General features: G+C 45.0%; 25 protein-coding genes. 7 read left to right on the top strand and 18 right to left on the bottom strand.

The window, feature by feature from the left end:
• Positions 1-75: 75 nt before the first annotated feature.
• The 5 genes from R50912_RS02760 to R50912_RS34025 all read right to left on the bottom strand — a co-directional run bounded on the left by R50912_RS02760 (position 76) and on the right by R50912_RS34025 (position 5179).
• Entirely contained in the window at positions 76-264 is a 189-nt protein-coding gene (locus tag R50912_RS02760) for a hypothetical protein (RefSeq protein WP_042210345.1), read from the bottom strand.
• Between the two features lie 517 nt (positions 265-781).
• Positions 782-979: a hypothetical protein gene (locus R50912_RS02755; RefSeq protein ID WP_042232253.1), complete on the bottom strand. Its 198-nt coding sequence runs from the start codon at positions 977-979 to the stop codon at positions 782-784.
• 257 nt (positions 980-1236) lie between these two features.
• Entirely contained in the window at positions 1237-2100 is an 864-nt protein-coding gene (locus R50912_RS02750) for a hypothetical protein (protein ID WP_042232251.1), read from the bottom strand.
• Positions 2101-2423: 323 nt separating this feature from the next.
• Positions 2424-3959 carry a tetratricopeptide repeat protein gene (locus R50912_RS02745; protein ID WP_042232247.1) on the bottom strand — a complete coding sequence of 512 codons (1536 nt, stop codon included), beginning with the start codon at positions 3957-3959 and terminating at the stop codon, positions 2424-2426.
• 183 nt (positions 3960-4142) lie between these two features.
• Positions 4143-5179 (bottom strand): IS630 family transposase gene (locus tag R50912_RS34025; RefSeq protein WP_269322090.1). Its coding sequence is split into 2 segments (ribosomal slippage): positions 4143-4679 and positions 4682-5179, totalling 1035 coding nucleotides; the frame shifts between segments, so codons are not numbered across the junction.
• A 129-nt stretch (positions 5180-5308) separates the two neighbouring features.
• Between R50912_RS34025 and R50912_RS34020 the strand changes: the two genes are divergently transcribed.
• The gene (locus R50912_RS34020) at positions 5309-5866 is read left to right on the top strand and encodes a papain-like cysteine protease family protein (protein ID WP_081956353.1); all 558 of its coding nucleotides are present in this window, start codon (positions 5309-5311) and stop codon (positions 5864-5866) included.
• A 140-nt stretch (positions 5867-6006) separates the two neighbouring features.
• The gene (locus tag R50912_RS02730; RefSeq protein ID WP_042232241.1) at positions 6007-6786 is read left to right on the top strand and encodes a hypothetical protein; all 780 of its coding nucleotides are present in this window, start codon (positions 6007-6009) and stop codon (positions 6784-6786) included.
• 1 nt (position 6787) lies between these two features.
• Here R50912_RS02730 and R50912_RS02725 read toward each other — a convergent pair whose 3' ends face one another.
• Together R50912_RS02725 and R50912_RS02720 are read right to left on the bottom strand one after the other, a co-directional pair.
• Positions 6788-8140 (bottom strand): IS4 family transposase, encoded by a 1353-nt coding sequence (locus R50912_RS02725; protein ID WP_042241427.1) that lies wholly within the window; start codon positions 8138-8140, stop codon positions 6788-6790.
• Positions 8141-8355: 215 nt separating this feature from the next.
• The gene (locus R50912_RS02720; RefSeq protein ID WP_197073027.1) at positions 8356-8811 is read right to left on the bottom strand and encodes a hypothetical protein; all 456 of its coding nucleotides are present in this window, start codon (positions 8809-8811) and stop codon (positions 8356-8358) included.
• A gap of 295 nt (positions 8812-9106) precedes the next feature.
• Here R50912_RS02720 and R50912_RS02715 point away from each other — a divergent pair, with 295 nt between their 5' ends.
• A complete protein-coding gene (locus R50912_RS02715) occupies positions 9107-9736 on the top strand; it encodes a class I SAM-dependent methyltransferase (RefSeq protein WP_042232237.1) in 630 nt (209 codons plus the stop codon).
• A 76-nt stretch (positions 9737-9812) separates the two neighbouring features.
• Here the strand turns inward: R50912_RS02715 and R50912_RS02710 are convergent, their stop codons facing one another.
• The 7 genes from R50912_RS02710 to R50912_RS02680 all read right to left on the bottom strand — a co-directional run bounded on the left by R50912_RS02710 (position 9813) and on the right by R50912_RS02680 (position 15939).
• A complete protein-coding gene (locus R50912_RS02710) occupies positions 9813-10007 on the bottom strand; it encodes a hypothetical protein (protein ID WP_042232235.1) in 195 nt (64 codons plus the stop codon).
• Positions 10008-10020: 13 nt separating this feature from the next.
• On the bottom strand, positions 10021-11310 hold the full coding sequence (locus R50912_RS02705) for an ABC transporter permease (protein WP_042232232.1): 1290 nt from the start codon (positions 11308-11310) through the stop codon (positions 10021-10023).
• Positions 11303-12205 (bottom strand): ABC transporter ATP-binding protein, encoded by a 903-nt coding sequence (locus R50912_RS02700; RefSeq protein WP_042232230.1) that lies wholly within the window; start codon positions 12203-12205, stop codon positions 11303-11305. Before R50912_RS02700 ends, R50912_RS02705 begins: the two co-directional genes overlap by 8 nt.
• Positions 12206-12208: 3 nt before the next feature.
• Complete coding sequence (locus R50912_RS02695) at positions 12209-13138, bottom strand: ATP-binding cassette domain-containing protein (protein WP_042241425.1); 930 nt, start codon at positions 13136-13138, stop codon at positions 12209-12211.
• A 14-nt stretch (positions 13139-13152) separates the two neighbouring features.
• Positions 13153-13548 (bottom strand): GntR family transcriptional regulator, encoded by a 396-nt coding sequence (locus R50912_RS02690; protein WP_042241422.1) that lies wholly within the window; start codon positions 13546-13548, stop codon positions 13153-13155.
• Between the two features lie 54 nt (positions 13549-13602).
• A complete protein-coding gene (locus R50912_RS02685) occupies positions 13603-14331 on the bottom strand; it encodes a hypothetical protein (RefSeq protein ID WP_042232227.1) in 729 nt (242 codons plus the stop codon).
• Between the two features lie 642 nt (positions 14332-14973).
• Complete coding sequence (locus R50912_RS02680) at positions 14974-15939, bottom strand: tyrosine-type recombinase/integrase (RefSeq protein WP_042232226.1); 966 nt, start codon at positions 15937-15939, stop codon at positions 14974-14976.
• A 205-nt stretch (positions 15940-16144) separates the two neighbouring features.
• Here R50912_RS02680 and R50912_RS02675 point away from each other — a divergent pair, with 205 nt between their 5' ends.
• The 3 genes from R50912_RS02675 to R50912_RS02665 are packed head-to-tail and all read left to right on the top strand — an operon-like array spanning position 16145 to position 20219.
• Positions 16145-16573, top strand: coding sequence for a chemotaxis protein CheW (locus R50912_RS02675; protein ID WP_042232224.1), 429 nt, complete (start codon positions 16145-16147; stop codon positions 16571-16573).
• A 29-nt stretch (positions 16574-16602) separates the two neighbouring features.
• Positions 16603-18600, top strand: a complete 1998-nt coding sequence (locus R50912_RS02670; protein ID WP_042232222.1) for a chemotaxis protein CheA — start codon at positions 16603-16605, stop codon at positions 18598-18600.
• A 29-nt stretch (positions 18601-18629) separates the two neighbouring features.
• On the top strand, positions 18630-20219 hold the full coding sequence (locus R50912_RS02665) for a methyl-accepting chemotaxis protein (RefSeq protein WP_042232220.1): 1590 nt from the start codon (positions 18630-18632) through the stop codon (positions 20217-20219).
• A gap of 162 nt (positions 20220-20381) precedes the next feature.
• Here R50912_RS02665 and R50912_RS02660 read toward each other — a convergent pair whose 3' ends face one another.
• The 3 genes from R50912_RS02660 to R50912_RS02650 form a co-directional block, all read right to left on the bottom strand.
• Positions 20382-20882 carry a P-loop nucleotide/nucleoside kinase family protein gene (locus tag R50912_RS02660; RefSeq protein WP_042232218.1) on the bottom strand — a complete coding sequence of 167 codons (501 nt, stop codon included), beginning with the start codon at positions 20880-20882 and terminating at the stop codon, positions 20382-20384.
• Positions 20883-20961: 79 nt separating this feature from the next.
• Positions 20962-21468, bottom strand: a complete 507-nt coding sequence (locus tag R50912_RS02655; protein ID WP_197073026.1) for a nucleoside deaminase — start codon at positions 21466-21468, stop codon at positions 20962-20964.
• Positions 21469-21501: 33 nt separating this feature from the next.
• On the bottom strand, positions 21502-21954 hold the full coding sequence (locus tag R50912_RS02650) for a hypothetical protein (RefSeq protein ID WP_042232212.1): 453 nt from the start codon (positions 21952-21954) through the stop codon (positions 21502-21504).
• A gap of 462 nt (positions 21955-22416) precedes the next feature.
• Here R50912_RS02650 and R50912_RS34690 point away from each other — a divergent pair, with 462 nt between their 5' ends.
• The gene (locus R50912_RS34690) at positions 22417-22857 is read left to right on the top strand and encodes a hypothetical protein (protein ID WP_156122912.1); all 441 of its coding nucleotides are present in this window, start codon (positions 22417-22419) and stop codon (positions 22855-22857) included.
• Positions 22858-23515: 658 nt separating this feature from the next.
• On the opposite strand, the gene R50912_RS02645 is transcribed toward R50912_RS34690, so the two are convergent.
• Positions 23516-23980 carry a DUF420 domain-containing protein gene (locus tag R50912_RS02645; RefSeq protein ID WP_042133229.1) on the bottom strand — a complete coding sequence of 155 codons (465 nt, stop codon included), beginning with the start codon at positions 23978-23980 and terminating at the stop codon, positions 23516-23518.
• Positions 23981-23993: the final 13 nt, after the last annotated feature.

The following is a 23993-nucleotide window of genomic DNA, read 5'->3' as shown; positions in this document are numbered from 1 at the left end:
CACTAACACTTGTATTGAATTCACTAACCAACCCATACCCTGTTCTTGCCTATGCTGTCTGCTCCATTCCAGAAATCAGCGCTTGCCCTTGCCGCCCTTAGCGAACCGCCAAAAAGCCATGCAGCATCCGAGCAGCCCGACGCCCAGCAAGATGGTCTGCAGTGCTCCCAGCCAGGTTGATTTGTCCGACGGGATCAGACTGCTGATAATGATCAGCAGGATGGAGACCGCGACCAGCACGGGGGTTTGTCTACTTTTTTTCACGAAAAATCACCACTCCTAATTACTAATATTACTAAGGTACACTATCTGCGGGGTTTTAACCAGTTTGGGGGGGTTGTGATCACTCTATAGAACAGCATTATTCATAAGCCCAATCCGGTTGATTCGCTAAATCACTTACATGCAACTAATTAATAACATCCTATCCCCCGCTTCACATAAGTCTATCTGTTTAGATACGAGGATTAACAATAACATTGCAAATCAGTTTTATCGTGGATATAATATGTCTGTAATAACTATTTAGTGAAATTAAAGGAGACCGGGCTATGACGGAGTTTTGGGAAACAAGCTTCATAGAAAAACAAACGAGACCTGATGCGCCTCGGATAGATTCCGGTACCGCATCGCCTGCCTTGCCTGCTCCAGCAGTTCGGGCACTTGGCTGAGTGCTCCGGCCTGACCGGAGACCATAATCGTTACATTCAGCTTGAGGATTCCGCCCAGCGACGAGATCAGCTCCTGAGCGAAAGCAAGCAGCCTTGCCTATATCCACAAATTATTTCATGCTCTTAAATCCCTTATTCTTAAGGAACATCGAGACGGCCAGCGCCAATACGATGATCCCGCCCCCTGTCATGAATCCCTTAAAATATATACGCACTTCAGATCCGTTAGACGGGGTTATCAGACTTAGCATAATGAGCATCAGACCCGAGAATACCATCATCACGAATTCCTGTTTCTTTTTATCCATTCTAAACACTCCCCAAAAGGTAAGTAGTACTTTGTTTATCTTTGGACTGTGAGCAGCCATTATAGATCGGACAAAAAGACGCCGAAAAGGATGCTTTTTTAATACCCAAATCAGACTATCGACAACTTGAAATCAGATAAGGCGTGTTTTTATCATGTATAAATCAGATTTATTCAGAAGGCATTATTCTATGCTTAAAATAAGCATCTTACACCATTAAATCAATATGTTAGACATCTTAATTCATTTTCAATCCACTAACTAAAAACTGCGACGAATTGGCTCATAGATAAAACCTTTGTTTTAATTTCAAATGCATCATATAAGAACTTAATTTTTTTCAATGTTTTTTTATCTTCAGAAATAAAATATTCTGCACCCATACCCCAGAATGCATGATTCTCATCTCGAAGAATGTTATCTAATGTATTTTTTTCAGTAATGCCTTCTTTAAACAAAGGGTGAAAGTCTAGCAGCATGTAGCCATTGCTGAGCAACAATCCAATAGGTAACGGTTCCTTTGAATTCATTTTAGACCATTGAATAACAGCATCCTTCCATCCTGCTTTCAATTTTTCTATATCAGAAACATCTAATAAATCAAGAATAGGCGACATATATTTAAGCAGGTAACTATACTCCATATTATTCCGATCTGTGCTTTCTTTAACAAATTCCATTACCCTATCACGTAGATTTTTGTATGAATCTACAGATGAAAAAAAATTAGTGAGTAATTGGTTTAGAGTGTTCTTCTCATTGTTATCTGCTTGTTTAAGTATTTCTTGTTTAAATAATCTGACTGGTGATATCTTTGAAAGTATTATGCGGCTTAACTCTTCGCTCCAACCAATCACCCAACCGTCAGTAATTTTCTCGAGAAACTCCAAATCTCCTTGAACTTCCATTTCATATTCAGGTTTAAATCGGTTTATTCTATCATTAATATGCGCGAGGCTAAAAGGGAGCCTATATTTTTTTTTACTTATTTTACGAACAATCTCTCCGAACTCCATATCTAAAGCTAGCTTGTTTGCTCTCGGATTTTTTATATACTTGACTACATTCCAGTCTATATAGACATAGGGTGAATGCAAGTCAATTTCTTGGTTAATTTCCATTATATACACCGACCTTAACTATAATTCCCTCATACTGCGATATATTTTTTTGTATTTCAACACTAATTGGTCAATTCGTTAAAATAGTCAACTATATAGATTGAACTTGTGATTTCACTATTTAGGGATGGGCCGTGACTCCAGAGAATGTTTGGACTTCCGGCCGCTGTTATCTACAGATTTCTTTTATTCGTACCGCTGTTCGCGGTGGAAATCCGCAGACAAAGGCGGACGCTTCCGCTCCTACAGTTCCAAAATCCCCTTACACCACTTTTCCCTTTTTGTATATTTTCAAGTTCAATCTACATAGAAGTTGAAGTTAATTATTTTTCTGGAGTTCCAGATAAGTTTCCTATAGCTGTTTCAATTGAATTTCTAAACTTATCACTTGTACAGAATTTTAACGCTTCTTGATAAATCGCTAGTGCATTAGTTTGATCACCAAGTGCAGTTAATACTTGAGCTTTGTGATTAAGAAAAGTAGTTCTGAACCGTTCTTCAGATTTTTTAATTATATCAATTGCAGTATTAATCTCTAATAGAGCATTACCTAAATCAGATAGATCATATAATGACAGAGAGTATCGATGGTGCCAAAAGCTATTGTCTCTATCTTTAATTGGTACCTCTTCTAATTTACTTATTGCAAGTGAAGGTAACGCTAATAATTGGTACAACTCGCAAATCTGGGTCTTTTGAAAGCTATTTGTTTTGAACATTTTTTCAAAGAATATTTTTGATGATTCAAACGCACTTTGGCCTTTCTCAGAATTCAAACCTTCGACTTGCCTATAACATTTGCCAAGCTCCTTGTATAATTGGCCTGATAAAAACAACATATAATCAGTAGATGACTCTTCAGAAGGTTCTGGTATCATCTCCATAATCTTAATAAATCTTGTCGGATCATGGTAAGATATTGTCTTGCCAATCTCAGTGATAACTTGATACGGTTGCGTGAATCCCCAAATAGAAGACATAGATATCGCTTCTTCAAAAAGAGTTCCGTTAAATAAATATTCGTCAATAACTTCTTTAAACTCAGTTTTTTTAAGTTCATTAAAAGCCGCAAGTACAATGGATATACTTACCTGCTGACGATTTTCATCAAAGGATTTAAAGATGTCTATTAAATGTTCTTTTGCTTCTTCAGTCTTTGTAGTATAAGTTATTTTTAACAATTGCAATTTACTATGAAATGGTTTGGGGACATTTTCAATTACTTGACGAAAATATTCCTCTGCTTTATCAGTATCTTTGACAAAAACATAAAACTTTCCTCTATGGTGCATTAGTTCATATTTAACTTCATTACTCAACCCTTTAATTCCCATCAATTGTTCTAGGAAAGGTAACTGTTCTTCAGCAAATTTAATACCTTCATCAGTACTTCTCCATTTTCTAAGCCTATGAATATATTCAATGCAATCAATAAAAGCTAATATTTGAAAGTAATCCTCTTGATTGAAATTGTATTCTGAACCAAGAAACTTGTGAATATTGATTTTTTCAAGTGTTTCTACTAGAGCTTCTAATTCTAAATGTTCAAGTGAAACATAAATTAAGGCAAACTCATCCGGATATTTTTTGGTCATATTAATTAATTTTTCTTTATGAAGATGCAATGTTCTAAAATAAAAGTAATCTTTTTTTATTAAATGCTCTTTAAAAAAAGCAATAAACTGTGATTCAAAATAATCCGAATAATCTATATGACTAGCTTTTAGAGAAATGCATTGATATATTAAATCATGGACTTTTAATCCATTTATTCCATTGTCACTTATTAAATCTCGGATCTTCAGTTTATTCAAACCGATTTTTGATATTAATTTAATAAGTAACGCTTCGCTAATCACTTGATTATCAAGCCATTTGATAGCAGCAATTTCACGGTTTATTGACTTTAAATGACGCTCAAATAACCTATCTAAAAAAATCTGTCCGTTGCTATCCTCGTAATGAGGGAATTGAAGTGTATCTTGTTCAATTTCCTCCCAACTAACTCCATCAAATCTAACTATATAAATTGAATTAAAGAATTACACATTTATACACAATCGATCAATCACTTCCATTGGATTCTGGTTTATGCGTTTCATAAAACTGCTGACAGCGGTTCGAATTTTGTATGTTTTATCGTAAAAAACGTTGTGGATGACATCACTTTTTAACCATTTCCAGAGTCCCTCAATGGGATTGAGATTAGGAGAATATTTGGGCAAAAACACAAACTCTAGCCGGGGTTCATCCTGTAGAAAACGTTCAATGGAAGCTGCTTTATGAATACGACCATTGTCCAGTACCATAACGATTTGCCCGGTAGGATATTCGGTGAGAAGTGAGTTCAAGAAGTGTTCGAACGCCTTTGCATCGTATGATTCGCTTTCTTGGTAAAACACTTTACCCGTTGCATAATCCAGTGTTCCAAAGAGCTTCGCGCCCTCATGCTTGCCATAGGTTTTAATCTTTCGTTGTTGCCCCCGAGGAAACCAATTGTACTGCAGGGATTGGTAGGCTCGAATCATGGATTCATCTTCAAAGAGCAAATGGGCGATTTGTCCGTCCATGAGCTTTTTTTTAAAGTGATTGCGGTCTTCTCCCGAAACCTTTGTTGCTCTTCTGGATTCGCAGCCGTCAAGGTATACGTTGCTTTCGTGTAACTGAATCCAAGTCGATGCAAAAGCAAAGATAGACCACGCTCGCTAAAAGTTTGATCGAATTCACGCTCAATATAGCCAATAACAAGTTTCAAGGTCCATGTGTATTTCGCATCAAATCCAACGTCAGCCGGACGTTTGTTGGTAAGCACTTTGGTGAGTTGGTCCGTCTGTGTTTTCGTCAGTTTTGGAGGTTTACCCGGTGAATGCTCCATCGCCAATGCATCCAGTCCACCATCCCGATATTTATGCAGATAGCCACCTATAGTTTTTCGCGTACGATGAAGAGTCTTTGATATTTGTTCAAGGGTCTGTCCTTCCAATCGAAGGCGAACTGCAAGAAAACGCTCGTACATTCGCTTATCTGTTGTCTGTTTCATCGCTTGTTCCACTGCTTCAATTTCTGTCTGAACTTGCATTTCCTTCACGTCCTTTTCAAATCGTCTTACTTTTTATTACCCGATTTTGGACATGAAGGTTAATTTGGGTATTTCTTTAGATCATTTTATATAGCTATATTTTTACACTAAAATAAAGGTGGGGAAAAAATGTCTCGTAAAAGAAAACTATTATTAGTCTTGCCGTGTTTATTACTTTCTCTCTCGTTATTTGCATCTAGCGCTTCTGCTTATATTAATTACAGATACAACTCTGTGACAGCACAAGTTCAACAAAAAACTTTATGGTGCTGGGCAGCAGTTTCAAGTATGCTTGGTAATTATCTTGGTGCTACACCGACACAATCGCAAATTGTTACCTACATTTATGGATCTCCAGTTGACCAGACAGGTACTGTTACCGATATGAAAAATGCATTAGCCAACTGGAATGTATCTTCGACTGCATTGCTCACAACAATTTCTTTTGGAGATATTATTTACAATATTGATAGAAATATGAATATGAACGCTGCAATTGGCTATCATGGTGGAGGTGGACATGCATTACTCATCAGAGGATATTACCAAGATACGAGTAATTCAACACAAACAGTATATTACATTGATCCTTTTAATGGATCTTATAATACCATGTCCTATAGTAGTTTTTCATATAATAGCAATTGGTATTGGGGTAATACTTTAACTGCAGTTTATATAAATTAAATTCTTAATTCTTCTCAAAACAACAAAACATCCATTTCGTTCTTATTTTTATGCATTTAGAATACTCTATAATAAATTCATTACCAGTTGAGTCTTTCTACAAAAGAATGTAATTAAATAAAATCAAGGAGGTTTAATTAATGAAAAAGAAAATGGTTTTTTCTTTTTATATTATCTTCAATCTTTTGCTATTTAACTTAAATAACTTCATATTTGCTGACTCTTTTGAAATGACTCCCAATAATGAAATTAAAGCTAGTATAGAAAATGAATTCAAACAAAAGTATCTCGATTCTTTAAATTCAGTGAAATCAGAATATGGGCTTCAAGAGGAAGAAAATTTTGAAAACGCACAATTAAGTTCGGGGGTTGCTTACTACAAAATATCTGATGATGCGAATAAAAGTGATTTAGTATTTGCAGGCTATTTATTTTCAATAAAAATAAATGATCGAGATGCTGGAACAATTTATTCAAATAATGATTCAGGTTCGTGGCAGATCTTTAATATCACTAATAAAGTGAATTTTGAGCAATCTTTAATAGCGGCTGAATCTGCTCTTATAAAAGGAGAAAATGTTAAACTTGTTAGTGACACTAGATATGGTATAGATGCTTTATATATTGAGGGAGAAACAGGGGAGCGTATATTAGATTTAAATAGTGATAACTCTAATTTTCAAAAATCCACTGAAAATAATACTATATCAAAATCAACTTTTGATGAAAAAATAAAAAATATTAAAGAAGAACGGGCTGCTACACCTAATGAAGAAGGAGTAATTCAGATGGGGTCAAGTCAAGTTGGTTTCACTAAATCTGAGGACACCTCTAATAACCTTCCATTAATTTTATTCATCTCTGGCATTATTGTATTTCTCCCCATCTTATTCATTTTAAAGAAGAAAAATAATAATTAACTCAACTTTCGCAGCCCAAATCTCCAAACAAACCCTTGATATAGCTGGGTAAACTAGAGATCCAATCTTGTAGTTGACAAAAAACAGCTGTTTTGTTCTTCTTGGTTTTGGCCTCTGACATTTCGAGAAATAAACTCATGAGTTGCTGAAGCGCGGTCTGGAAGTCCAGATCGCGAACTTCATCTGCAAAGAGGAAAAAGAGTCCTCCCAGTGTCCGGTCATCACTCGATTGACGCCGTTCGTATTCCATTGCCAAATAACGGCTGAACACAATCGTTGTGTGACTGATCAATTGGTCGAAGGAACGGCCTTGAAATTCGGTACCCAGTTTCAAATAGCTTTTGGTGACTTTGAAAAAGGTCTCTATACTCCAGCGCATACCGTAGATTCGTACAATTTCAGCAGCATCCAACGTTACGTCTGTACTTAAAATCGCCAGCCATTCCCGTTTTTTATTCCGGTTACGGACAAAAACAAGCTTCACGGGCAGATCACAGGTCGTGTGTACGATGACGGAGCCTTTGATGTCTTTTGAATTGGACTTCGGAAGGCTTTGAAAAACTTCACTTAGCGTCATTCGCTTGCCTTGAACCAGATAGCGCTGTTTCATTTCCTTGACCATACCAATCACAGCGAAGCCTTTGCCTGTGAGCTGACGAAGCAGTGGAGCTTGCGTAAACCAGCTATCCATGAGTACGTAATCGGCGGTGAATCCTGCACGTAAAGCCCGTTCCAGCAAGGCAACAACGGCATCCGGCTTCCGAGAAAAGGCCTCCATTCGACGTTTGTACCCGTTGCTGCGTTTCGAGAGATTCGAAGCCATTTCGCACAACCAATTGGCCAGTTTAGCTGAAGACAGCATGGCAAAGTCAAGCGGAGCGAAGCTAAAACCGTCCGACCAGCCCAGGGTTAGCATGGTGTAACCTTTGGTAAATTTGCCCGTGGAATGGTCAAAGACTCGTGCCAGTAACTCTGCTTTTTTGCTCCGGTTTCGGCTCAAAACGGAATCGTCGATGATGAACACTCGTACACGCGTAGATGAAATAAGCGATTCGAAACCCTGCACGGTGCGAAGACTTAAGGTTTGCAAAAAGCGCCGCCACGCAAAAGAAGCTTGATTCAAAAATCGATAGATGACATCTTTGCCGGGAAGATCTGCTCTACGGTCACTTTCCAGAAGTCGAAACCAGTTCTTTCCTTCGAAGACCAAAGAGAAAACGATTTGAAAAACCGCTAGACTCGAAAGACCAAAGGATTTGGAAATGCCTGCGTGCCGTAAGGCTTTCCCGATGTGGAGCGAAGCAAAAAGTTTGGAAAAGCGAGACTGTTCAGACAGGGAATGTTGTTGTACCATAGTGTTACGCACCTTTCTTGTTGGCATGGTTGATTCGACACTTCCATGATACCAAACAAGAAGGTGTTTTTTGTCAATAGAGACCAATATATTGAATCCTTCTTACGCCCTCAACGGTTTATGACAATATTCCAGGTGCGAAAGTTGAGTTACTAATATTACTAAGGTACACTATCTGCGGGGGTTTAACCAGTTTGGGGTGATTTGTGATCACTCTATAGAACAGCATTATTCATAAGCCCGATAACAAGTATTGCTTCTTCCTTATAGCCTTCAAGATTATCTAGCGCCACCCATTCCGGGTCATCTTTTCTATACTGATAGAATCTTACAACCACATCTCCTCCGTCGGGCTGACAGCTCAGTATGATAATAAATTGCTTGCCGCTATAGTCCTCTTGCAGTTTCCGTGTCCACTGATCCATTATTTTCATGCCACTTGCAAAATCACTTAGATGCACATGGTTAATAGATGCTTCTAATTCAGTTCTGTCTAGGTATATTGTTTCTTTGACTGTTTTTAAAGTTCCAAGTTCCGTGGTATCTATCAAAATACAATGATCCCATTCCGTAAAATTAGGACTCGCTCTCTCCAAGGCTACATGGATTGAAGGTGGCACATTTTCAAGTAAATAACGCATCGCCTTATTTGTCTTCTTGCTTCTCCTCATCAATACCGGTCATCCACCTTCCATACCCCATCCATTTTAATTATTGAATAGACAGCGGAATCATCACTCCCGTTATCCCAGGACCTGTCCACCATCACTTCATATTCATCAGTGTTTATTTACAGATCCTTCATTTCATCTATCGCCTTAGTTTCCGAGTTATCTATAATATCCGCCCGCTTCACAAAAGTCTATCTGTTTAGATACGAGGATTAACAATAACATTGCAAATCGATTCCATTGTAGATATAATGTATCTTCAATAACTATTTAGTGAATTAAAGGAGACCGGGCTATGACGGAGTTTTGGGAAGCAAGCTTCATAGAAAAACAAACGATGTGGGGATTTGAACCTTCTGACTCGGCCATCCTAACCAAGGATTTTTTCCTTGAAAAGAATGTTAAAGACATCCTGGTTCCCGGCATTGGATATGGCAGAAATGCAAAGGTTTTTATGGACAATGGAATAGAAGTTACTGGTATTGAAATTTCGCAAACAGCGATTGACCTGGCGAGGCAGAGCGGGCTGGATATGAATATTTTTCACGGCTCGGTAACCGATATGCCATTTGATAACAAGCTCTATGACGGTATATTCTGCTATGCCCTGATTCACTTATTGGATCAGCGTGAGCGGGAGAAGTTCATTCAGGATTGTTATAATCAGCTGAAGCCGGGTGGATATATGGTCTTTACAACGGTATCCAAAAAAGCTCCAATGTACGGTAAGGGTGTCCAACTGGATACAGACTATTTCGAGATCATGGACCGAGTGAAAATGTTTTTTTATGATGCTGACTCCATTCAACAGGACTTTGCCAATTATGGCCTGGTCGAGAGTTCAGAAATAGATGAGCCCGGTAAGAATATGAAAAACAAACCTTTCATAAACTTCTTAATTGTAAAATGTAAAAAAGAAGGATAGAGCCCACCAAGCTCACTGTCTGCATACGTAGAAAAAGCCCACCCGCCTCCTCCGGCGAATGGGCCTTGATCTATTTTTACTGGCTGCGCTTCTGATATCTGCCAAAGGCTATGATGGTCACCACCATACCCACAATGCCTATACCCGTTAGCATCCCTTGCGTGAAATCCATCAGGTTACTTCCGTTAGAATCGAGCATTCGGGCCGCTGTTAGGGAAAGAAAAGAAGCTGCAAATAGTAATCCGGCGTTTTGTTGGTGTTTTTTATCCATTAGTTCCCGCTCCTTAGATCTTATAAGCCTTCATCGCTTTTCTAATCTCCTTAATACTAGGACGCTTGCCGTACATCAGGACGCCGGTGCGATAAATCTTGGCGGCGAGCCAGCCGAAGACGAAGGTCGTTGCCAGCAGGATGGCCAGCGAGACTATGATCTCCCAAACGGCCACATGGCCAACGCCGATCCGCAGCAGCAAGCTGAGTGAAGAGGTGAATGGAACGAAGCTTGCTACCTTAACCAGCAGGGTATCCGGGTTCGAGATGCTGAACAGCGGCAGGTAGAAGCTGACGAAGCCGAGCATCAGCACAGGCATAATCGCCTGCCCCAGATCTTCTGTCCGGCTGACAATCGAACCTACAGCTGCATACATCAGGGCATACAGGAAGTAACCCAGGATATACAGGATAAATCCATACACCAGAATGCCGGCATTCAGCTGTCCCAGATCCAGATTAAAGTCAGTCAGTATACTGGAATTGTGCGGAAGCATCAGGTTGACAGCGATGCTGGCAGATATAATGGCGATCTGCAGCAGGCCGACGAGGAAGATCCCGATGACCTTGCCGAACATCTGTGTTAAGGGTGATGCGCTGGTGATCAGAATCTCCATGATACGCGAGCTTTTCTCCGAGGTAATCTCAGCGGCGATCATGTTGCCTGTCATCATCACGGACATGAAGAACAGCATCAGCAGGACGTAGACGACAACATAGTTAATGACCGGCTTGGCATCCCCTTCTTCTGCACCGGACGCTGCTGCATCGGCATTCAGCTGTTCAGTGCCAATGGAGACCGGAGCGAATATCGCGGCTACCTGGCTCTCCGTCAGCTTATCGCCAACAATAAGTCCGGTATTCACCTGCTGCAAAGCAGTTTGAAGATAACTCTGCACTTTGTCGCTGATATCCCCGTCTTTGCTATGATACGTTACCGGCGGTACCCCCTCACTGCCTTCTGAAGCAAAGGTGAGATACCCCTCAACTTTCTCGTCCTCCAGCCCTTGCTTCAGCGCTGCATCATCTGCGGAGGTATAAGCTGTGAATTCGACTTGAGCATCTGTTTCAGCCGGTGGTGTATACGCCAGAAGCAGTTCGGCAGGGCGGAAGCCCTGCTCGGCAACCACTCCGATTTGCGTAGCTTCCTTAGCACCGTCTTCTCCCTTAAATACTTTGATCAAATAAGGAATATTCATCCCGATACTCAGCAGGAGCACCAGAATTAATGTTGTAATCATGAAGGACTTGGTTCTTACCTTATTCTTGAATGTGAAGCCTATAATACTCCCCATCTTATTCATTAGATTCACCCACCGCTCTGATAAAGATTTGGTTTAGCGTCGGTTCCTTAATCTCGAAATGCTCTACCTCGCCTTGAGCCATTGCCAGCTGCAGAATACGCTGCGCTGCGCCAATCTCGCTGATGGACAACAGATACCCGCGTTCCTGGCGCTGCACTGCAGTGACTCCGGCAATCTCCGCAAGCCCGTTCACATCCCCGGCCGTACGCAGTAAGACTTCTTCGCGCGGATACCCCTTCTTGATTTCACGGATATCCCCCTGCACTACAGTGTTAGAGCGGTCAAGAATCGTAATATTGCGGCATAATTCTTCTACATGCTCCATCCGGTGGGTGGAGAAAAGAATACTTGTGCCCTGATCACGCATCTCCCGGACCGTATCCTTCAGCAGCTCCACATTCACCGGATCGAGGCCGCTGAAGGCTTCATCCAGAATCAGAATCTTCGGCTTATGGACGACGGCAGCAACGAAGCCCATCTTCTGCTGATTGCCCTTGGACAATTCTTCAATCTTCTTATTGTAGTATTCCGGAACATCGAACCGGTCCAGCCAGTAGCGCAGGCTCTTATCCGCCTCACTTGCGGGCATCCCGCGCAGCCGCGCCAGATAGATAATCTGATCGCTTACTTTGACCTTCGGATATAGGCCCCGCTCCTCTGGAAGATAGCCCATCAGATGCTGAAGCTCCGTACTATACGGCTTGCCGTTATAGAGGATACTGCCTTCATCTGGATAGATCAACCCCAGCACCATGCGCATAGTCGTCGTTTTGCCGGCGCCGTTTGCACCCAGCAGACCGTAAATTTCGCCTTGTTCCACCTTCAGACTGATTCCGTTGACTGCTGTTTTATCACCGTACTGCTTCACTACCTGCTCCAAATGCAAAGCTTCCATTCGTTATTCCCCTCTCTTCTGGTCGATCAGAACCGGACGATGTCCCCGGGTCCACAAGCTTAGGATTTCATCCAGCTCCAGGCTGCGGCTCTTGATAACCTTTACGCCCAAATCATGAATGCGTTTCTCATATTGAAAGATTTGCTGGGTCAAAAATGAAGCCACTCCCGGAGTTTCCAGCTTAAGCTCCAGCGCCTGCGGCAGCTCTGCTGCCAGTTCTTCCAGCGCCTGTCCGCCTTCTGCCTGAACCCATATTTCACTCCAGGAGCCGAACAAGCTGTCTTTCTCGGCCATTCCCAGCAGCTGCCCCTGATGCATCAGGACAATGTAATCCGCCAGCCGCCGCACCTCTTCCACAATGTGGGTCGAGATCACGATGGTGGCCTCATGCTCATCCATGTACCGCTGCAGAGTCTCAATCATAATCTTCCAGGCAAAAGGGTCAAGGCCGGAAGACGGCTCATCCAGCAGCAGCAGCCGGGGCTTCGCAGCCAGGGCCGCGGCAATCTCGAATTTGCGGCGTTCACCCTTGGACATCTTGCCCAGCCTGGCATTCTCCGGCACCTCCAGCTTCAGGAGCAGCTCCTCGTAATAGCCTTGGTCCCAGGCAGGATACCAGTGTCGGCGGAATCCGGCAGCCTCGCTGGCTGTCCAGAAATTCTCTTCATTCTGCGAGATCTCCGGTACATAAGCGATAGTCTGGCGGAGCTGGAGCGGCAGCCCGTCACGGTAGGCTTCCTCAAACCAGCGGATCTCACCTTCCTCTGGAAAAGTCAGCTGCAGCAGCATGTGCAGCAGCGTGCTTTTGCCGGAGCCGTTCTGACCCACCAGCGCAGTAATGTAACCCTGCGGCAGATTAACATTAAGCGGCCCTACCGTCTTGCCCCTCCGCTTCTTGCACACATTCCGTAGTTCTATGGCTTGCTGTACCATGAGATCCCCGTCCTTCATTCCTGTTTCCCGTATTTGTCCTGCACAATTTCCTTGAACAGCTGTGTCAGCTCATCTTCACTGCAATGTACGGACAGCCCCACATCCACTGCACTCTCCAGCGCTTTGCGGATGGCGTCCTGCTTATAGCCTGCCATGGTTCCGTCGCCTACATGGGAGACGAAGGTGCCCGTTCCCTGTCTTGTGCGCAGCAGCCCTTCATTCTCCAGATCCTGATAGACCCGCCGGACGGTAATCACACTGCACTTCAGGTCACCTGCAAATTCACGGATGGAAGGAAGCAGGGTTCCCTCCGTGATCGTGCCAGAGATAATCAGCGATTTCAGCTGGGTTTCGATCTGATGATACAGCGGCTCTGCGCTGTTCTCATTTATCTGTATGGGTATCCACATCATACGCACCTGCCTTCCAAGCTCCGGCATGCCGGACTAACGCTTTGCCCCGTTTCATACGAGATCACGGCTCTTCAGCCGGTGAATCGTCCACCGGGAGAACAACTGCACCGATACAATGCCGAGCAGCAGTGAACCCCACATCAGCGGAGACAACAGCCCCCACTCCTTGGAGACAGCCACACTTGCTAGCAGCAGATTCCCTCCGGCCAGATAGACCAGTCCAGCAATGCCTATGGCCAGAAACATGATGATGATCATAATCAGGAAATATGCTTTGCCGCTGACCGAGAACTCGATAAAAATGTATATTCCGGCAATAACCAGACCGCATCCAATCCAGGTAAGGGCGAATGCGAGGTACATGGTGACCGGCAGCTCGCTGCGTATATTGGCGCCGATCGTATAGATTAAACCAAAGTACAGTGTGCTGTTCAGGATAAAGGCAAACAGCGTATTCAGTTTTCTTTTGCAGAGAATGACCTCAGCAGGTACCGGCAGGGAACGCATATACGCCAGCATCCGGGTATAGGTATCATCCGCCAAATATTTCATGTTCCTCCGGGAGAAGGTAATGCCCAGCATAGTAATTATGGTGACCAGTAAAACATCGCTCAGCAGCCTCCCCTCGCCCCGGTCCATCGCATCATCCAATACCATTCCGGCCAGTGCGGCCATATACCCCATGAATACGACGGCGAACAGCAGCGCCCACAGCAGCTTCAGCCTGTCACCGCGGAAATCGCTGTGCACGATGAACCAGGCATTCTTTAATGTTGTCATAATCTCTAACCTCGCTTTGTGAGTTCATCAGCGGCAGGCGGCAGTAGATTCACACGGTTCAGTGTGCTTCTCTCTGTGCTTACTGTATATATCTATATACACAGTATATGACCTGTGATTTCCGGTGTCAACCCAAAGTACATCGATAATTCGAACTTTTCATCTCCAGGTCAGGAAAGCTCCCCATAAGCAAATAACCCCCATATAGGGGGTTGGCGTTTGAAAAGATTCACTGTGTTCATTCTGTGGGACAAACGGATGTGCTTCATGGATGCAGTAGAATAAATTTAGTTTTTTCACCCATCATACACATTATTAACCATATTATACATTAAATATTTATGTATGACTTGACGAATTGTGTCGTACAATATCACTTATGCGACATTTTTCACCAAAAATAAGAATAACCCTTCACATTTACGCATAACGAAGCAGCAATGCGTTAATTATAGGCCATTTCTTAACTTCTGTATAGAAACTTCCCGGATAAAACTCTCTCCAACCGATCCGCTTTTAAGTTGATTCCACCTGCAAATCGCTTGAATTCTCCGTAGAATAAACCTTCTATGCTTTGACGGACGGCTTCAAGGACAAAATTCAGTCCTGCCCGTGTTCCTGCACATTTTGTCAAACCTTGTCTTATTGAATAAAATTCCGCAGGCTGTCCTCCACAAAATCCGGGGCGGCCTTTTGAATTTGCTGAACCGTGTGGAGATAACGCTGAGTGGTATTGATGTGGGAATGTCCCAGCGATTCCTGTACCTGTTGAAGCGAGGCCCCTTGCAGCAACGCCAGTGTGGCACTGGTATGGCGCAGCCAGTGCGGAGTAGCCTTTTTCTCAATGGAGCTTGACTCTCCGGCTGTCTTGATGATCCGCTCAACCTGTCTTGAGGATAACGGAAACATCCGAAGCTCCGCATCAGCACTCCCCTTCACATCAGGGGCACCGGGTAATTGAGAGTACAGACGCCAAAGCATTGGCGGCACTTTGATTTCTCTGCGCTTGCCGCCCTTGGCATTCGCGACCGTCAGCCAGACAGAGGCCTCCAGAGGATCCGTATGGAAATCGCCCCATTTCATCGCTGTCAGCTCAGATACGCGGAGTCCCAGCATCACCAGTGTCAGCCCGATCAGGTAATTGCGCAGGCTCTGCTTCTGAAGCTCCCCCAGCAAATTCCCCACTTCTCTTTTGGTCAGGAAATTCTTCCGGCTTGTTATTGAAATTTTGGGAATGCGCACGCTTAAGGTGGGATTGGCTGCAAAGATGCCGATATGCTGATCACTACCCCATTTATAAAATGACTTCAAAGGCGCAAGAAATGCGGCAATACTTGCCGGAGCCAGTTGCTTCGGATAGCTGTAGCCTCCCTGGGTCAGAAAGAATTTATACGCCTCTATCTCCCTCCAGGTCACTTCCCGTAAGGGCGTACCCGTTATATATTTACGAAAGTCAGCAATGGCCCTCCTGTAATTACGTTCTGTATTGGTATTGGCGCAGCAGGTTACCACAAACATCTGAACAATCTGATCATCACTGATATTGCCCGCACCCGAGTAAACCAAACTTAACTGGGCGCTGCTCATTTCTGCCTGTTTTATTGTCATTTCACTGCTCCTCCATGTATAAAAATGTCGCATAAGTGATATTGTACGACATCTTTCCGGTAATTTGTCTTTTTACGACATGCGATCTTGAATACCGGGCACTGCAGGAGCAGCAGGATTATCGATTGTGAAGAAAAGGGGGTAGGAATCCGTACCCAAGGAGCAGCTGCGTACAAGCAATTATTAGAGAAGCCGGAGGTAAAATATGGAGTCTGCCTTACAGAAGCAATATGTTGAATTCGGGGTGGATCATGAGCATTACGCCATCCCCATTTCTGATGTTCATGAAATTATTAGAATGCAGGAGATTACGGATATTCCTAACGGCCGCCATTACGTTAAAGGGATCATCAATTTGAGGGGAAAAATCGTGCCTGTGCTTAGCCTGAGGGTGCTGCTGGATATGGCAGAGCTCGACTATACCAAGCATACACGTATTCTGGTCGTCCATCACCTGGAGGACGCTGTTGGTATCATAGTCGACAAGGTGAATAAAGTGACTACATTTAACGATATTCAGCCCCCACCTGACAGCTTCTCCGGAATCAGCCCTTCCTTCTTCAACGGAGTAGGCTTCTCATCTTCGGGACTGGTCGGAATCCTCAAGCTGGATGAGATACTGCTGCGTGAGTAATCGGCGGCTACACGGAGAGAAGGTGAATTATGGTTGACTTATCAGAATACCGCGGGATTTTTCTTGAAGAACTGGAGGATCAGCTACAGCTGATCGAAGATGAAGTACTCCGGCTTGAACAGAGCGGAGAAACGGAAGCCGGAATACAGCAATTCTTCCGGGCGGCCCATACCCTGAAAGGCTCCTCTGCATCCATGGGCTATAACAGGCTGAAGGAGGTCACACATCATCTTGAGCATCTGCTTCACCAGATGAGGAACGGAGAACGGCAAGTTACGAATGAGCTGATCCGCCTGTTCTTCCAGGCGCTGGACGGAATGCGCGCACTGCAAAGTGAGATCGCCGCTAATGATCAGGAGACGACAGATGTATCCGGGCTTATTCAGAAGCTCAGCACATTTGGAGTGGAAGAACGGCAGAGACATGAACAGAAACCGTCTGTCCGGCCAAGCAGGGCCGGCATTCCTCTCCAGCCGTTCTGGCTTCATGTCTGGCTCTCTCCCGGTTGTGAAATGAAGCTGCCGCGGCTTCACCTGATCGATGCCAAGCTGCGGAGCCTCTCCACGGTCCTGCGAATGAAGCCGGAGCTGGAGGAGATCCAGGCCCATGACAACGGGATTGACGGGGCATCCTGGATGCTGTCCCCCAAAGGCAATATCCATGAGCTCCGGCAGGAGGTCCTCTCCATCATGGATGTTGAGAGTATCTACATAGAAGAATTGCCAGACAGTTCCCTGCGTCCCGCTGAATTCATGAAGCCGCCCCTCCCGGAGCCAGAGAGACAGGATCTCCTGGAAGAGCCGGAAGTACTGCCGGCTGCCTCCCAGATCGCCAAGCCGCAAACCATCCGCGTTCAGGTGGAGCGGCTGGAGAAGCTGATGAACCTCGCGGGCGAACTAGTCATTGATCAAACCCGGTTTCATCTCCTGAACCGCAGGTTCCACCAACAATATGGTGCGAATGAATTGACCGCAGAGCTCGGTCAGCTGGCTGACCATCTGGCAAGTATTACTGGTGAGCTGCAGGAGAGCATGATCAAGGTACGAATGCTGCCCCTGGAACAGCTGTTCAACCGTCTCCCGCGCATGGTCCGAGACTTGTCCGGCTCCCTGAACAAGCAGATTGAGCTGGTCATTGAAGGCAAGGAGACCGAGCTGGACCGGACACTGATTGAAGAGCTTGGTGACCCGCTTATCCATCTTTTGCGGAATGCTGTCGATCATGGTATCGAAACCCCGGAAGCCCGGCGCATCGCCGGCAAAAGCGAAACAGGAACCGTACGGATCGCCGCTTCACATGAGGATAATCAGGTCGTTCTGGTTATTGAAGACGACGGGGCCGGTATTGATTCCGAAGCGATTGCCCAATCCGCCTTAAAGAAGGGCATCATTACCGCTGAAGAGGCCCGTAACATGACTGACGATGAGGCCCTGCGCCTTATTTTCAGACCCGGCTTCTCCACAGCCAGTCAGATCAGCGATATCTCCGGCCGCGGGGTAGGAATGGATATCGTCCGGAATGACATTGAACGGATCAATGGAATGATCGATATTGAGACCACCAAAGGGCAAGGCACACGCTTTACTATCCGGCTGCCCTTGACACTCGCTATCATCCGCGGACTACTCGTACATGTCGGCTCAGCCACCTTCGTTATTCCGATGAGCAGCGTGGCCGAAATTATCCGTACAGCCCCCGGTGAGATCCGCTCTGTTCGCGGACAGCCTGTCATTACCGCACGCAATCAGCTCGTCCCGGTGGTCTGGCTGCAGGATTGCCTGGGGATACCACCGGAAGCAGACGCAAGCGAAGCTTCAGTTCCACTGATCATTCTGGGACGTGGAGAGAAAAGGCTGGCACTGGCAGTAGACGCGCTTGTTGGCAACCAGGATATTGTGATTAAATCGCTAGGCTCATACATAGGCAAAACAGACAGCATTTCAGGAGCTACCATTCTGGGGAACGGCAAAATTGCGCTTATCATAGACACGGCAAATCTGTTTGTCACAGCAGGTACTTTTGTTTAACAAATTCATGATTACTGGGGGAAACAGGTATGAAATGGTTTTATAATTTAAAAACAAGCGTGAAGTTAATCTCATCCTTTTTGGTAGTCGCTGTCATTTTAGCCTTCGTGGGTCTCTATGGTCTGAGCAATCTGGGTTCAATCAATAACAGCCTGGATGATATGTACACAAACAATCTGGTGCCTGTCTCTTCACTCCAGAGTTCGCAGAACAGCTTCTCCGTGATGCGCGGCATTGCCCGTGACCTGTATATTAAAGAAACGGCCTCTGAACGGAATCAGCGTGTGGAAGACTATGAAACCGAAAAGCAGAATGTGCTGGACAGCATCGCAGCCTTCCGTAAAACAAAGCTCAGCGAGGACTCCGTCCAAGCGATCGCACCGTTCGACAACGCCTGGAACGCCTATGTAAAAACTTACGATTCCCTGATCAGCGCCGCCATCGCCCAGAGGGACGACGAACTGCTGAGCATACTCCGCAGCCCTGCTCTCGCCAATGAAGCAGAGGAGCTCAAGCAAATCATCAACAATCTGATCAGCATCAATATCAAGGAAGCGGATCAGGCCAAACAGGACGGGGCTTCCCTGTACAGCTCCTCGCGCACAATTACGCTTGCTATCATTGTAGGTGCCGTGCTGCTGTGCATCCTGCTCGGCTATATGATCTCCCGGATCATTTCAAATCCGCTGGCGAAGGTAGTACAGATCCTCTCCAAGGTAGCCGATGGCGATTTACGCAGCCAGTCAGAGATCGACACCAAAGATGAAATCGGCATACTGGCAGCCAAGGTTAATGAGATGGTCAGCAATCTCCGCAAGACCGTAGGGTCCATCCTGCTGCATTCCCAGAGCCTGTCCGCCGCCGCAGAGGAGATTTCCGCCAGTACGCAGGAGGTGGCGAGCGGCAGCACTTCTACCGCGAATGATGCCGGGACGATCAGCGAGCTATTCAAAGAGCTCTCCAGCGCCATCCACTCTGTAGCCCAGAACACCGAACAGGCTTCGGTCATCTCCGATGAGACCGTGGCGATTGCCGAGAACGGCAACAGCATCATTCAGGAATCGATGGAGAGCATGCTGGCCGTCAGCGGTCAGATGTCCCGTCTGGAAGAGGACTCCCAGAAGGTCGGCGATATCATCGATGTCATTGAGGATATCGCTGACCAGACCAATCTGCTCGCTTTGAACGCCGCCATTGAAGCCGCACGGGCCGGGGAACAGGGACGAGGTTTCGCCGTCGTTGCCGATGAGGTACGAAAGCTTGCCGAACGCAGTGGTGAAGCCACCAAGCAGATAACTGGCATCATCAAGGGGATGCAGCTGAACACGCGCGACAGTGTGAGCGCCGTTCAGGAAAGTGCCGAGTTGTCACAGAAAACCGGTGTCTCTTTCCATAAAATCGTTACGATGGTGAATAATGCCGGACAGAAAATTTCCGAAATCGCCGCAGCCAGTGAAGAACAAGCGGCCCAATCGACCAATGTACTGGCCGCTGTAGAGAATATCTCCGCCACCACTCAGCAGTCGGCTGCAAGCAGCGAAGAGACCGCTTCTTCCGCCCAATCTCTGGCCAGCCTGGCCGAAGAGCTGCAGAGCACTGTCTCCTCCTTCCGCCTGTAGCTTCACCTTTGCTCCAAGCAGCAACATTAGACAGACCTTGAAAGTGAAACAGCGGCAGTTGTGGACAGAAATTCAAGTCCTTGACTGTCGCTGTTTATTTAGCTTCTTCCCCTATCCAAATGTAAGGCAGGCATCGTCTACGACAATCATAGCTCAAGTTTATTATTTCTTCAGACTTAGCTGTTCACGTAATAACATCCAGCTTTCCGTCACGGTTTGATGAGCCGTATCGATCACGATGTGGTCGCGGTCCCAAGCTTCGTAATGTCTGTTCTTAACCTCGTCCCAAGTGGGGAGAGTAAAGCCGGGGATATCTGTTGTACGAGTAGTGACCCGATGCTTGTGTACACATTCGTCTGAGCAGACCACTTCGATTTCGACATACGGAATTTCTAAAGACTCTGCTACATTACGCCAAGCTTGGCGTGTATAGTGAATGGGATTGACCGTGTCTGCGATCACATCCAGACCTAAAATAAGATTCTGCCTCGCTATCTCGTAACAAACGATGTAACCCTCAGGTCCGTCAACCTTGACCCCGGCAACACGCATAGCCTGTTCTACGACATCAACCCGAAGATACGGTGCCCGAAGTTCACTTGCTAAAGCAGATGATAACGCAGACTTGCCGGTGCCCGGCAACCCGCCAAATATATACAGCATATTGATTCCCTCCTGCAAGACAACCTGCTTACATTTTACTGTATATTGCGTCGATTAATATGATTCTAGTAATTTTCGATCAACACTCCGCGTCACATATCAATTCATTATTCCATTCAGCCAACATTCGTCTTTGTCTAATTTCTAAATCAGAGTAGGGAGCAGCCACAATTTCAATGTCATTGAATAAATCATTATAAATCGGTAACGGACTGGTCATTTCTTTGAATTTTTTAAATGCTCCGATATCAGCATCATTTGCTGCCCACACTACCTTTTTAGTCTTGGAGAGAACTATAGTCCCCGTACACATCGGGCAGGGCTCACACGTCGTATATAACGTAAGCCCGTTTTTCACAACAAATTTCTTGCTTTCAACATCTACTATTTTATGTCCAGCCTTTCTTATAGCGTCAATTTCTGCATGAGATGTTGTATCACAGCTGGAAAAAACTCTATTTCTACCCCGGCTAACAACGGTTCCGTTAGAATCAATAATGACTGCCCCAATAGGGTAAGTCCCTTCTTCTTTTGCTTTTTCCGCCTCTTCGAAGGCAAGCAGAAGGTATTCATAGTGGTTGTCCATTTTCACCCATCCTCAGCTATATTCGTCCTCGTCTTATATCCAAGTTTGAAACGATTTATTGACCATACTTACATTATTCATTTTTGCCCAACTCTTTAGATCAGAGATACCTTTATCTTCATCCTTTGAATACCTATATGCCATATCCAATGGGACGATCTTCCTCTTATAAGGTAATATCCCGACAACAGGTTTAAAGTAGCCTCTGATCATTATCACTTTAATATCGCTTGAGTTGATTATTCTCCCATTAAGAACAATTTGGTCATCGGATAGGCATAACTCGGTTAGCTTCTTAAAAAACGTTCTATACAATGCGAATAACAGTACAACTAAACCAATAAGAATCGCTGTAACCGAAGCATAAAATACACCTCTCTGATCCCACATTCTCAATACAATAATAGATTGACTCGATATCATAATTATCATCCCTATAATGGTTCCGATTTTTGATGGACTCTTAATTGAATGATTTATTTCCATCAACATCGCCCCCCTGTTCACTAAATATCAACTCTCCTGCCCCCTTAGCGCAACGAAGGTAGCCGTCCCTCTAGACAGGCTGACCTCGCTTTAGGTGAGCTATCGTTTCCTGTTGAATGAGTTTATCTCATCCTATTTTTGGGGGAACCCATATACGAAAAGGATCATACCTATGAACGTAAGAATTGGCACAAAAATGTTATCGAAACCATTTTACCACATTGTCCCAAATTTGTATTTCTATTTCCGTCAGTTCAATAAACGAATCACTGAATCAATCACGGTTTGAGGTTTGTAAAATATATTTGCCACGATGGCCTTCGCGCCAGCACATTGTGTTCGGTTTTTCGCTTACATTTGGCCCGGTGGCCTTCACGCCAGCACATTGTATTCGGTTTTTCTGTGAAAATACGTCTGGCACTGCGATAAACGCACGGCCTACGCGGCGCACCCAGTCCAATTGTGTTCGGTTTTTCGATTACATTTGGCCTACACGGTGCACCCAGTCCAATTGTGTTCGGTTTTTCGATTACATTTGGCTTACGTGGCTTACCCAGTCCAATTGTGTTCGGTTTTTCGATTACATTTGGCTTACGTGGCTTACCCAGTCCAATTGTGTTCGGTTTTTCGATTACATTCGGCTTAAGCGGCGTACCCAGTCCAATTGTGTTCGGTTTTTCGATTACATTTGGCCTACGCGGTTCACCCAGTCCAATTGTGTTCGGTTTTTCGATTACATTTGGCCTACGCGGTGCACCCAGTCCAATTGTGTTCGGTTTTTCGATTACATTTGGCCTACGCGGTGCACCCTTTCCAATTGTGTTCGGTTTTTCGATTACATTTGGCTTACGTGGCTTACCCAGTCCAATTGTGTTCGGTTTTCCGTTAAAATATGTTAAATAAATGAAAAGACGATGTTCTGTTTTTTAGCCACGCTGCTCATTTTCATGCTGGAGTTGTGCCTTGAAAGACATGTTTGTTTTCGCTTACATTTGCCACGATGGCCTTCGCGCCAGCACATTGTATTCGGTTTTTCGCTTACTTTTGCCACGATGGCCTTCGCGCCAGCACATTGTATTCGGTTTTTCGCTTACATTTGGCCCGGTGGCCTTCGCGCCAGCACAGTGTGTTCGGTTTTTCGCTTACATTTGCCACGATGGCCTTCACGCCAGCACATTGTATTCGGTTTTTCGCTTACATTTGCCACGATGGCCTTCACGCCAGCACATTGTATTCGGTTTTTCGCTTACATTTGGTACGATGGACTTCGCGCCAGCACATTGTCGGTGTTCAGTTTTTCGCATACTATATGGTCAAATCTGATGAAATGGCAGGTCAATCGGACTGAGATTCTGTTAAGCGTCCGGATATCCGTCATTTGGAGCTCAAATGAACCATATAAGCGCTTCTCAGTCCGATTCATCCCCGCTATAAGGTTTATTGGAGATATAACGTCTTCTCAGTCCGCTTCACTCGCAGGCTTCAGTACAACAAAAAAAAGCCCGTACACCCGCCCCGCATAAGCGGAACAGCAGATGTACAGGCTTGTCTTCAATTACAGCTAACCGCCCATAATGACTTTCCAGACCGGCAGCGTATGTCCGCCTGGATAGAAGATGTACAGCAGCACATAAACGGCAACACCCGTAATAGCGGTGACAAACCAGATCATAGCCGTCACTCTTCCCCACTTGCGGTGTTTGGCATACTTGGCCTTGAAGCCCAGCGTCAGCGTAGTGATGCCGAATACAGCAGCTACGGTAGCCAGCACAATGTGGAAGATCAGGAAGACATGATACAGCGTCGACAGATCATCCGGTCCGCCCCAGGTCGTATTCCCCACGAATATCGTTCTTGACGAATACACCAGGAAAAAGAGAATTGCCGCCACAGCAGCTGCAATCATAGTCTTCTTGTGCGCTTCGCGTTTGCCCTGAATGATTTGTCTCCAGCCGATAGCCACCAGCACCGCGCTAATGACGATGAACGATGTACTGATCGTTGGAAACAATGTGAAAATATCCATGATTATCCCCCTC

It is taken from the genome of Paenibacillus sp. FSL R5-0912 (genome assembly GCF_000758605.1).
GTDB lineage: Bacteria > Bacillota > Bacilli > Paenibacillales > Paenibacillaceae > Paenibacillus_AQ.
The sequence above is the reverse complement of the archived record's forward strand: the minus strand, read 5'-3'. Positions and strand labels throughout refer to the sequence as shown.

Coding starts and splice junctions, on each gene's coding strand:
- R50912_RS02670 (WP_042232222.1), top strand. CDS start 16,603: ATGGTTGACTTATCAGAATACCGCGGGATTTTTCTTGAAGAACTGGAG.
- R50912_RS02645 (WP_042133229.1), bottom strand. CDS start 23,980: ATGGATATTTTCACATTGTTTCCAACGATCAGTACATCGTTCATCGTC.
- R50912_RS02650 (WP_042232212.1), bottom strand. CDS start 21,954: ATGGAAATAAATCATTCAATTAAGAGTCCATCAAAAATCGGAACCATT.
- R50912_RS02655 (WP_197073026.1), bottom strand. CDS start 21,468: ATGGACAACCACTATGAATACCTTCTGCTTGCCTTCGAAGAGGCGGAA.
- R50912_RS02755 (WP_042232253.1), bottom strand. CDS start 979: ATGGATAAAAAGAAACAGGAATTCGTGATGATGGTATTCTCGGGTCTG.
- R50912_RS02700 (WP_042232230.1), bottom strand. CDS start 12,205: ATGGAAGCTTTGCATTTGGAGCAGGTAGTGAAGCAGTACGGTGATAAA.
- R50912_RS02675 (WP_042232224.1), top strand. CDS start 16,145: ATGGAGTCTGCCTTACAGAAGCAATATGTTGAATTCGGGGTGGATCAT.
- R50912_RS02725 (WP_042241427.1), bottom strand. CDS start 8,140: ATGGTACAACAACATTCCCTGTCTGAACAGTCTCGCTTTTCCAAACTT.
- R50912_RS02720 (WP_197073027.1), bottom strand. CDS start 8,811: ATGAGGAGAAGCAAGAAGACAAATAAGGCGATGCGTTATTTACTTGAA.
- R50912_RS02690 (WP_042241422.1), bottom strand. CDS start 13,548: ATGTGGATACCCATACAGATAAATGAGAACAGCGCAGAGCCGCTGTAT.
- R50912_RS02665 (WP_042232220.1), top strand. CDS start 18,630: ATGAAATGGTTTTATAATTTAAAAACAAGCGTGAAGTTAATCTCATCC.
- R50912_RS02750 (WP_042232251.1), bottom strand. CDS start 2,100: ATGGAAATTAACCAAGAAATTGACTTGCATTCACCCTATGTCTATATA.
- R50912_RS02715 (WP_042232237.1), top strand. CDS start 9,107: ATGACGGAGTTTTGGGAAGCAAGCTTCATAGAAAAACAAACGATGTGG.
- R50912_RS02680 (WP_042232226.1), bottom strand. CDS start 15,939: ATGACAATAAAACAGGCAGAAATGAGCAGCGCCCAGTTAAGTTTGGTT.
- R50912_RS02695 (WP_042241425.1), bottom strand. CDS start 13,138: ATGGTACAGCAAGCCATAGAACTACGGAATGTGTGCAAGAAGCGGAGG.
- R50912_RS02685 (WP_042232227.1), bottom strand. CDS start 14,331: ATGACAACATTAAAGAATGCCTGGTTCATCGTGCACAGCGATTTCCGC.
- R50912_RS02705 (WP_042232232.1), bottom strand. CDS start 11,310: ATGAATAAGATGGGGAGTATTATAGGCTTCACATTCAAGAATAAGGTA.
- R50912_RS02730 (WP_042232241.1), top strand. CDS start 6,007: ATGAAAAAGAAAATGGTTTTTTCTTTTTATATTATCTTCAATCTTTTG.
- R50912_RS02660 (WP_042232218.1), bottom strand. CDS start 20,882: ATGCTGTATATATTTGGCGGGTTGCCGGGCACCGGCAAGTCTGCGTTA.
- R50912_RS02710 (WP_042232235.1), bottom strand. CDS start 10,007: ATGGATAAAAAACACCAACAAAACGCCGGATTACTATTTGCAGCTTCT.
- R50912_RS34020 (WP_081956353.1), top strand. CDS start 5,309: ATGTCTCGTAAAAGAAAACTATTATTAGTCTTGCCGTGTTTATTACTT.